The sequence below is a fragment of the Streptomyces calidiresistens genome (assembly GCF_014141525.1).
Lineage (GTDB): Bacteria > Actinomycetota > Actinomycetes > Streptomycetales > Streptomycetaceae > Streptomyces > Streptomyces calidiresistens.
The window spans coordinates 1-8,005 of sequence record NZ_VKHS01000183.1; the positions used below are offsets into that span (position 1 = coordinate 1).

An 8,005-nucleotide genomic window follows, 5' to 3' on the forward strand; every position below is an offset into this window, starting at 1 on the left:
GGAGGGGCGTTCGGTGGGTCGGCCGGTGGCGTCGACGGTCCCCGGTCCGGGGCGGGTACCGGGGCCCGGTCGGATCGGCCGCCCGTCCCCGGGGAGGGGCGGCCGATCCGGGGCGGGCTCAGAGGCCGGCGGAGTCCTCCGCGGAGCCCTCCAGTTCGACGGTGATCTCCACCTCGACCGGCGAGTCCAGGGGCAGGACCGCCACGCCGACGGCGCTGCGGGCGTGGACGCCCCGGGTTCCCAGGACCTCCTGCAGCAGTTCACTGGCGCCGTTGATCACCTGCGGCTGGCCGGTGAAGTCCGGGGCCGAGGCGACGAAGCCGGTGACCTTCACCACCCGCACCACCCGGTCCAGGTCGCCGGCGACGGACTTCACCGCCGCCAGGGCGTTCAGCGCGCAGGTGCGGGCCAGCTCCCGGCCCTCCTCGGGGGTGACCTCGGCGCCGACCTTGCCGGTCAGCGAGAGGGTTCCCTCCACCATCGGCAGCTGACCGGAGGTGTGCACGTGACGGCCGCTCACGACGGCGGGCACGTACGCCGCCACCGGCGGCACCACATCGGGCAGCGTCAGGCCGAGTTCGGCGAGACGGGCGTCGACGCGGCCGGTCACTGCTTGGGCCGCTTGAAGTAGGCCACCAACTGCTCGCTGTTCGGGCCGGGGACGACCTGGACCAGCTCCCAGCCGTCCTCGCCCCAGGTGTCCAGGATCTGCTTCGTGGCGTGCACCAGGAGCGGTGCGGTCGCGTACTCCCACTTGGTCATGGCCCGACTCTAGCGGGAGCCGCCCATCGTGCCGAGCGTCGGGAGGCCCCCGCGGGGCGCGTGCCCCCGGGGCCCCGCGCGCCGCGCGGGGGCCCGTCGTACGGGCCCGCGGCCCGCCGGGCGGTACCGGGTGCCCAGGGGGCGCGGTGGACGCGTCCTCCCGGCCGGGGGCCGCGTTCCGGCGGCTTCCCCCACCGGTGTTCGCGCCCCGGTCCCGCGGCCGGCCGGGGTTCCCACCGGCCGGCCGCGTGCCGGTCGTTCCTCAGGCCACCCGGGCCGGCCCCGCCCCGGTGCCGGCCGCCCCGGGTGAGGCGGTGCGGCCGGGGACGGCCCGGCCGGGGGCGCCGAGGCCGAGCGAGCGCTCGTACTCCAGCTTCGCGGTCTCCAACAGCTTCCGCCACGAGGTGACGGTGGGGCGACGGCGCAACAGCGCGCGGCGCTCCCGTTCGGTCATCCCTCCCCAGACCCCGAACTCGACGCGGTTGTCCAACGCGTCGGCGAGGCACTCCGTGCGTACCGGGCATCCGGTGCACACCGTCTTCGCCCTGTTCTGCGCGGCCCCCTGGACGAACAGTTCGTCCGGATCGGTCGCTCGGCACGCCGCCTGCGTGCTCCAGTCGGTAACCCAGCCCATGCCGGTGCCGTCCTCTCCCGAATCGAGGCTCCCCCACGGCGGCAAGTGGCATATTCACCCCTGCCGGTTGAGGACGTTACGGAAGGTGGGCGCGGCACAACACCCCCGGTGGGCCTAATCTCGAATGACCCGTTTGGACTATGCCGGGGCCCAATGTCACCCGTTCGAGTGAGCATGTACCCCTGTCGACACGGGGACGAAATCGGTCATTCGTCGCAAACGACCATCAGATTTCTCAACCCTCGGGGGTCGGGGCATCCCGCGAATCGCGCGACGGAATCACTCCAAAGAGTGATTGCCGAGTTGACCTCCACGTGATTGTGTGGGACACGTGACCAGAGTAGGCGAACACCCGGGCGCCTGTCCGACGTTTCGCCGCGTACGCTGGCCGTCATGGGAGCGAAGCGACCGGGTGGTGGGCTGACCACCGCTCAGCAGGCGGCGAAGTTTCTGGGGGTCAGTGTCCTGGCGGGGGCCGTGCTGGCAGGGCTCGCCCTGCCGGCCATAGGTTCCCTGGGGCTCGCCGCCAAGACCACCATTCAGGGGTTCGACGAACTCCCCGTGAACCTCACCCGCCCCCCGCTGAGCCAGAAGACCACCATCCTGGACTCCGAGGGCGGCAAGATCGCCGAGGTCTACGCCCGCAACCGCACCGTCGTTCCCATCGACGAGATGTCCCCCTACCTCCTGGACGCCATCGTCGCCATCGAGGACGCCCGCTTCTACGAGCACGGCGCCATCGACCTGCGCGGCGTCCTGCGGGCCCTGAACCGCAACATCGAGGAGGGCGGCACCGCCGAGGGCGCCTCCACCCTCACCCAGCAGTACGTCAAGAACGTCTTCGTCGAGGCCGCCGGGGACGACCCCGAGGCCGTCGCCGCCGCCACCCAGCAGACCATCGGCCGCAAGATCCGCGAGCTGAAGTACGCGATCCAGGTCGAGGAGGAACTGGGCAAGGACCAGATCCTCGAGAACTACCTCAACATCACCTTCTTCGGCCAGCAGACCTACGGCGTCGAGGCGGCCTCCCAGCGCTACTTCTCCAAGCCCGCCGCCGACCTCGAACTGCACGAGGCCGCCCTGCTCGCCGGCCTGGTGCAGTCCCCCAGCCGCTACGACCCGATCAACTCACCGGACGAGGCGCTCAAGCGCCGCAACACCGTCCTCAACCGGATGGAGCAGGTCGGCGACATCACCGCCGAGGAGTCCCGTGAGGCGCGCGGCCGCGACCTGGAGCTGGAGTTCAGCAGCCCCCGCAACGGCTGCATCACCGCCACCCGGGACGCCGGCTTCTTCTGCGACTACGTCCGCCAGGAGTTCCTGAGCAACCCCGTCTTCGGTCAGACCGAGGAGGACCGCCAGGCCCGCTGGACCCTCGGCGGTCTCACCATCCGCACCACCCTCAGCCCGCAGGCCCAGACCGCCGCGGCCGAGGCCGCCAAGGCCGGCGCCAACCCCGACGACGAGGTCACCGCTGCCGTCGTCCAGATCCAGCCCGGCACCGGCCACATCCTCTCCATGGCCCAGAGCCGCCCCTACGGCCTGGACGCCGAGGCCCACCAGACCCAGCTCAACCTCAACGTCTCCAGCGAGATGGGCGGCACCAGCTTCGGCTTCCAGCCCGGCTCGACCTTCAAGCCGATCACCGCCGCCGCCGCCCTGGAGAAGGGCATCAGCCCGGCGCAGGTGTACGCCACCGACTTCGAGATGGAGATCGAGGAGCGGGAGTTCACCACCTGCGAGGGCGGTCCCGCCGGCACCGAGCTGTGGGAGCTGAAGAACGAGTCCCAGACCATGACCGGCGCCTGGGACATGACCGACGCCCTCGGCCGCTCCATCAACACCTACTTCGTCCTGCTGATGCAGGAGGCCGGTCTCTGCGAGACCGTGACCATGGCCGACAAGCTCGGCGTCCGCCGCGGCGAGGGCGAGGCACCGCTGTCCGCCTACCCGAGCGTCACCCTCGGCGGGCAGGAGACCACCCCGCTGATGATGGCCAACGCCTACGCCACCTTCGCCAACCGCGGCACCCACTGCGAGCCGGTGGCGATCCTCGAGGTGACCGACGCCGAGGGCGAGAGCCTTCCGGTGCCCGAGTCCGAGTGCGCCCGGGTGATGTCCCAGCGCACCGCCGACACCGTCAACATGATGCTGCAGGGCGTGGTCGAGGACGGCACCGGCGCCCAGGTCGGTCTCAGCGGCCGCGACAACGCCGGCAAGACCGGTACCTCCGACAACCGCCGCAACGTGTGGTTCGTCGGCTACACCCCCGACCTGTCCACCGCCGTCCGCGTCGGCGGCGACACCAACCTGGTGGAGATGGTGAACATCACCATCGCCGGACAGTTCTGGGAGAAGGCGGGCGGTGGCAGCGTCGCCGGCCCGATCTGGCGCAGCGCCATGCAGGGCGCCCTGGAGGGCGTGCCCGCCACCCCGTTCAACCACGTCAACGTCCCGCGCGGCGACACCGACGAGGCCGAGGAGGAGGACGGCGACGCCGGCGACAACGGTGACGGCGGCGACAACCGGAGCGGCGGCGCCCCCCAGCCCGGCGACGGCGGCACCGGCGAGGACAACGGCGGCTGGGAAGGCGGCTGGGGCAATCCCGGCGGCTGGGGCAACCCCGGCGAGTGGGACTGGGGCAATCCCGGCGAGGACTGGTCCGGCTTCCTCGGCGGCAACCGGGGCGGCGGGGGCGGCGGGGGCGGTCCTCGCCGGTCCGTGGCTGGTGCTCGTGCTGGTCGGGGCCGGACTGGTGGAGGTCGGCGTGCGGCGTGCCGCCCGCCCCGGGGAGCCGACGGCCGGCGCCGGGGGACCCGGGTCGGCTTCGGGGACGGAGCCGGGGAGGCGACGGACACGGACCGACCGCCGGCTGTGGCTGCTGCTCGCCGCCCTGCCCGCCACCGCCCTGGCCGCCGGGCTGTCCGCGCTGACCTGGACCGCCTACAAGGTGGGGGCGCTGTCCTACGGCGGCGGCTTCGTGATCGTCCCGTTGATGCACGCCGACGCCGTGGAGCGGCACGGCTGGATGACCGACCCCGAGTTCCTCAACGCGGTGGCGCTGGGGCAGATCACGCCCGGTCCGGTGGTGCAGACGGTCTCGGTGGTGGGGTGGGCGGCCGGCGGGGTGATCGGCGCCCTGGTGGCGGCGGTGGTCGCCTTCGGGCCGTCCTTTCTGCTGGTGCTGGGGGGTGGCCGCTCCCTGGAGCGGTTGCGGACCGTCCCGGCGGTGCGGGGCTTCTTCCACGGGGCGGGACCGGCGGTGGTGGGGGCGATCGCCGGGTCGGCGGTGCCGTTGGCGGCGGCGCTGTCGGAGCCGTGGCAGGCGGTGGTGCTGCTGCTCGCGGCGGGGTGGCTGATCGGGTTGCGGCGCGGCGTGGTGGGCACCCTGGTGGGCGCGGGAGCGCTGGGTGTGCTCGCGGGGCTCGTGGGGTTGCCCCTCCCCTGAACACGCCCCGGGCGCGTGCCGGGATCGTCCGGACCGACGGTAGCCGGGCGCGCGGCCCGGACCCCGCCCCCACGCGGTCGGTCCGGCCTCTCGGCGCCCGGCTCCGTCTTCCCCTGCGCGGTTCGGGGCCGCGCGCCGGTGGCCGTGCGGGGAGGCAAGCCGGGCGCGCGGCCCGTGTGGTACCCCCCACGGGACCACGGAACCGCCGGTCGCATGTTCCCCCACCCTGCACTCGCGGGGGTGTCACCACGACCCGGCTTCCCCTTCGACGGCACCGTCGCCCGGGAACCGGTCGGCGGGGAAGCCGTCGCCGAGTCTGCCGGAGCGGAAGGCGTTCCTCCCAACGGAGGAACGCCGGAGGGACATGATCCGGTCACCTTGAGTATTAAACCAATTACCTCATGTCATACCCTCGGCCGGCTTCTCTCCGTCATCGAACACCCGTCGAACACTCTCCGGAGGGGCCCGCTCACCCCTTCCCCGAAAGCCTTTCGGCCCTCTTGCGCCCGGGAACGGTCTCGCCTCCGTCCGGCGCCGAACTCCCGGCAGCGGCTCCCGGGCACGCTCCCGGGGGCCGTCCGACGCCGGGGAAGACGGCTTGATCCGCATGCCTCGAACGCCCCGGGATCCCTCGAACGGCGCCCCGGGAGGACCGCGCCCGCGCCTCCTCGTCGCCGATTTCACCCGAACGGCGGTGCCGCATCCGTTCCGGGGGAAGCGGGACCCGTCCCCGGGGCCGCCTCCCGGACCGCCGCCGCCACGGGGGCCAACCGCTCCGCGTCCACCCGGCAGCACCCGCCGATCAGTCGCGCCCCGGCCCGCACCCACCCCGCCACCGCTTCCGGGCGGAGCGTCGGCGGGCCGGTCCAGCGCCGCCGCACCGGGTCCCAGGTCTCCCCGCTGTTGGGATAGGCCACCACCGGCAGACCGGTGATCGAGGCGGCGGACTCCACCGCCGGCCCCACGTCCCCGGGGCGGCAGCAGTTCACCCCCACCGCCACGACGCCGGGCACCCCGACCGCCGAGGCGAACGCCTCCTCCAGCGGCCGGCCGTCCCTCGTGCGGTCCCCCTCGATCGTCCACGAGACCCACACCGGGAGCCCGAACTCCGGTGCCATCCGCAGCAGCACCGCGCTCTCGTCCTGGTCCGGAAGCGTCTCCAGGGCGAGCAGGTCCGGGCCGGCCGCCGCCAACGCCTCCAGCCGCGGACGGTGGAACCGCTCCAACTCGCGGGCCCCGACGCCGTAGCGCCCCCGGTACTCCGCACCGCCGCCCAGCACCGCGCCGTACGGGCCCACCGAGCCCGCCACCCACACCTGCTCACCGCCCGCCGGCCGCGCCGCGACGGCGGCCCGCGCCAACCGCACCGACCGGCCGATCAGTCCGTCCGCCTCCGCCCCCAGGACCCCCCGGGCGGCGAAGCCCCTCCGCGACACCTGATAGGAGGCGGTCAGCAGGACCCGCGCCCCGGCCGCCAGGAAGGCACCGTGCGCGGCCACCAGGGCGTCGGGGGCGTCCAGGAGCGCGGCCGCCGTCCACAGTTCCCCGCCGGGCTCGTGACCGGCCGCGGCCAGTTGCGCGGACAGGCCGCCGTCCAGGGGCAACGGCTCGGTGAGCGGGGGGAGCCCCGCCCCGGCACCGGGCACCCCGTCGGGGGACGCACCGGTGCCGGTCGGGTCGGTCACGACAGCTGCGTCCGCACCCGGGAGGAGATCAGCTCCAGGTGATCCAGGTCGGACAGGTCGAGGATCTGCAGGTAGACGCGCGAGGCGCCCAGCTCGGCGTAGCGGCCGATCTTCTCCACCACCTCGTCGGGGGTGCCGGCCAGGCCGTTCTCGCGCAGCTCGGCGGGCTCACGACCGATGGCCTCGGCCCGGCGGGCGATCTCCGCCTCGTCCCGCCCCACGCACGCCACCAGGGCGTTGGAGTAGATCAGGTCATCGGGCGAGCGGCCCTCCTTCTCGGCCGCCTCCCGGACCCGGCGGAACTGTTGGGCCGAGGTCTCCAGCGAGGCGAACGGCAGGTTGAACTCGTCGGCGAACCGCGCCGCCAGGCGCGGGGTGCGGGTGGCACCCATACCACCGATGAGCACCGGGGGCTTGGGCTGCGCGGGCTTGGGCAGGGCCGGGGAGTCGGTGAGGGTGTAGTGGGTGCCGCTGTAGGAGAAGGTCTCGCCGACCGGGGTGGCCCACAGGCCGGTGACGATCTCCAGCTGCTCCTCCAGCCGGGGGAACTTCTCCTTGGGGAAGGGGATGCCGTAGGCGGTGTGCTCGGCCTCGAACCAGCCGGCGCCCAGGCCCAGCTCGACCCGTCCGCCGGACATCGCGTCCACCTGCGCCACCTGGATCGCCAGCACCCCGGGCAGGCGGAAGGTGGCGGCGGTCATCAGCGTGCCGAGCCGGATGCGACGGGTCTCGCGGGCGAGGCCGGCCAGGGTGATCCAGGCGTCCGTCGGACCCGGCAGGCCGTCCCCGCCCATCGTCAGGTAGTGGTCGGAACGAAAAAAGGCACCGAAGTCCAGATCCTCGGTGGCCCTGGCGACCGCGAGCAGATCATCGTAGGAAGCGCCCTGCTGGGGCTCGGTGAAGATACGCAGTTCCATGCCCCCCATTCTGGGGTGTTCGAGGGGGCGGATGCGGAACGACCGACCGAACAGCGGTCCTCCCGTCGCGCCCCGCCCTCCCCGGGCATCGCGCTCATTCCCCGCCGGTGGTGTCCGGGCGCGGGAAGCGGGTCTCGTTGCGCTCGATCTTGGCGTCCAGCGCGGCGGCCGGGTCGATGTCGAGCACCGCGCACAGCCTCAGCAGGTAGGCCAACACGTCGGCGACCTCGTCACGGACCCGGTGGGCGGTCTCCGGGTCCGTCATCACCGCCGCCGCCTCCTCCGGGGTCATCCACTGGAAGATCTCCTGGAGTTCGGCCGCCTCCACCGCCAGCGCCGCCACCAGGTTCTTCGGCAGGTGGTACCGCTGCCAGCCGCGGGCCTCGGAGAACTCGGTCAGTCGATCCCCGAGCCGGGTGAGGTCGGAGGGGCCGCTCGCCCCGGCGTCCGGGGCGGGGGCGCTCACGCCGCGCCCCCGGGGAGCGGCCGGGAGACGACGGCGGACGGGGGGACGGCCCTCGGGCCGGGGGATGCGGTGATCACGCCCCCTGCATACCAG

At 73.5% G+C, this 8,005-nt stretch carries 7 protein-coding genes and 1 pseudogene; 2 read left to right on the top strand and 6 right to left on the bottom strand.

Features of this window, described 5'->3' with window-relative positions; translation table 11 throughout:
• Positions 1 to 118 precede the first annotated feature (118 nt).
• The 3 genes from FOE67_RS10280 to FOE67_RS10290 form a co-directional block, all read right to left on the bottom strand.
• A complete protein-coding gene (locus FOE67_RS10280; protein WP_182662794.1) occupies positions 119 to 610 on the bottom strand; it encodes a RidA family protein in 492 nt (163 codons plus the stop codon).
• A complete protein-coding gene (sp36, locus tag FOE67_RS10285) occupies positions 607 to 762 on the bottom strand; it encodes a Sp36 family protein (RefSeq protein ID WP_182662796.1) in 156 nt (51 codons plus the stop codon). Before sp36 ends, FOE67_RS10280 begins: the two co-directional genes overlap by 4 nt.
• 262 nt (positions 763 to 1,024) lie before the next feature.
• Positions 1,025 to 1,396: a WhiB family transcriptional regulator gene (locus tag FOE67_RS10290; protein ID WP_228473736.1), complete on the bottom strand. Its 372-nt coding sequence runs from the start codon at positions 1,394 to 1,396 to the stop codon at positions 1,025 to 1,027.
• A gap of 393 nt (positions 1,397 to 1,789) precedes the next feature.
• On the opposite strand from FOE67_RS10290, the pseudogene FOE67_RS29145 reads away from it, so the two are divergent.
• Positions 1,790 to 4,021: pseudogene (locus tag FOE67_RS29145) on the top strand (transglycosylase domain-containing protein); the annotation flags it as partial.
• 355 nt (positions 4,022 to 4,376) lie between these two features.
• Complete coding sequence (locus tag FOE67_RS29150) at positions 4,377 to 4,844, top strand: chromate transporter (RefSeq protein ID WP_323384643.1); 468 nt, start codon at positions 4,377 to 4,379, stop codon at positions 4,842 to 4,844.
• A gap of 680 nt (positions 4,845 to 5,524) precedes the next feature.
• On the opposite strand, the gene mmuM is transcribed toward FOE67_RS29150, so the two are convergent.
• From mmuM to FOE67_RS10310, 3 genes are all read right to left on the bottom strand, one after another.
• Positions 5,525 to 6,529 (bottom strand): homocysteine S-methyltransferase, encoded by a 1,005-nt coding sequence (mmuM, locus tag FOE67_RS10300; RefSeq protein WP_182662800.1) that lies wholly within the window; start codon positions 6,527 to 6,529, stop codon positions 5,525 to 5,527.
• Positions 6,526 to 7,446: an LLM class F420-dependent oxidoreductase gene (locus FOE67_RS10305; protein WP_182662802.1), complete on the bottom strand. Its 921-nt coding sequence runs from the start codon at positions 7,444 to 7,446 to the stop codon at positions 6,526 to 6,528. The genes mmuM and FOE67_RS10305 overlap by 4 nt, the downstream gene beginning before the upstream one ends.
• 94 nt (positions 7,447 to 7,540) lie before the next feature.
• A complete protein-coding gene (locus FOE67_RS10310) occupies positions 7,541 to 7,912 on the bottom strand; it encodes a nucleotide pyrophosphohydrolase (RefSeq protein ID WP_182662804.1) in 372 nt (123 codons plus the stop codon).
• Positions 7,913 to 8,005 lie beyond the last annotated feature (93 nt).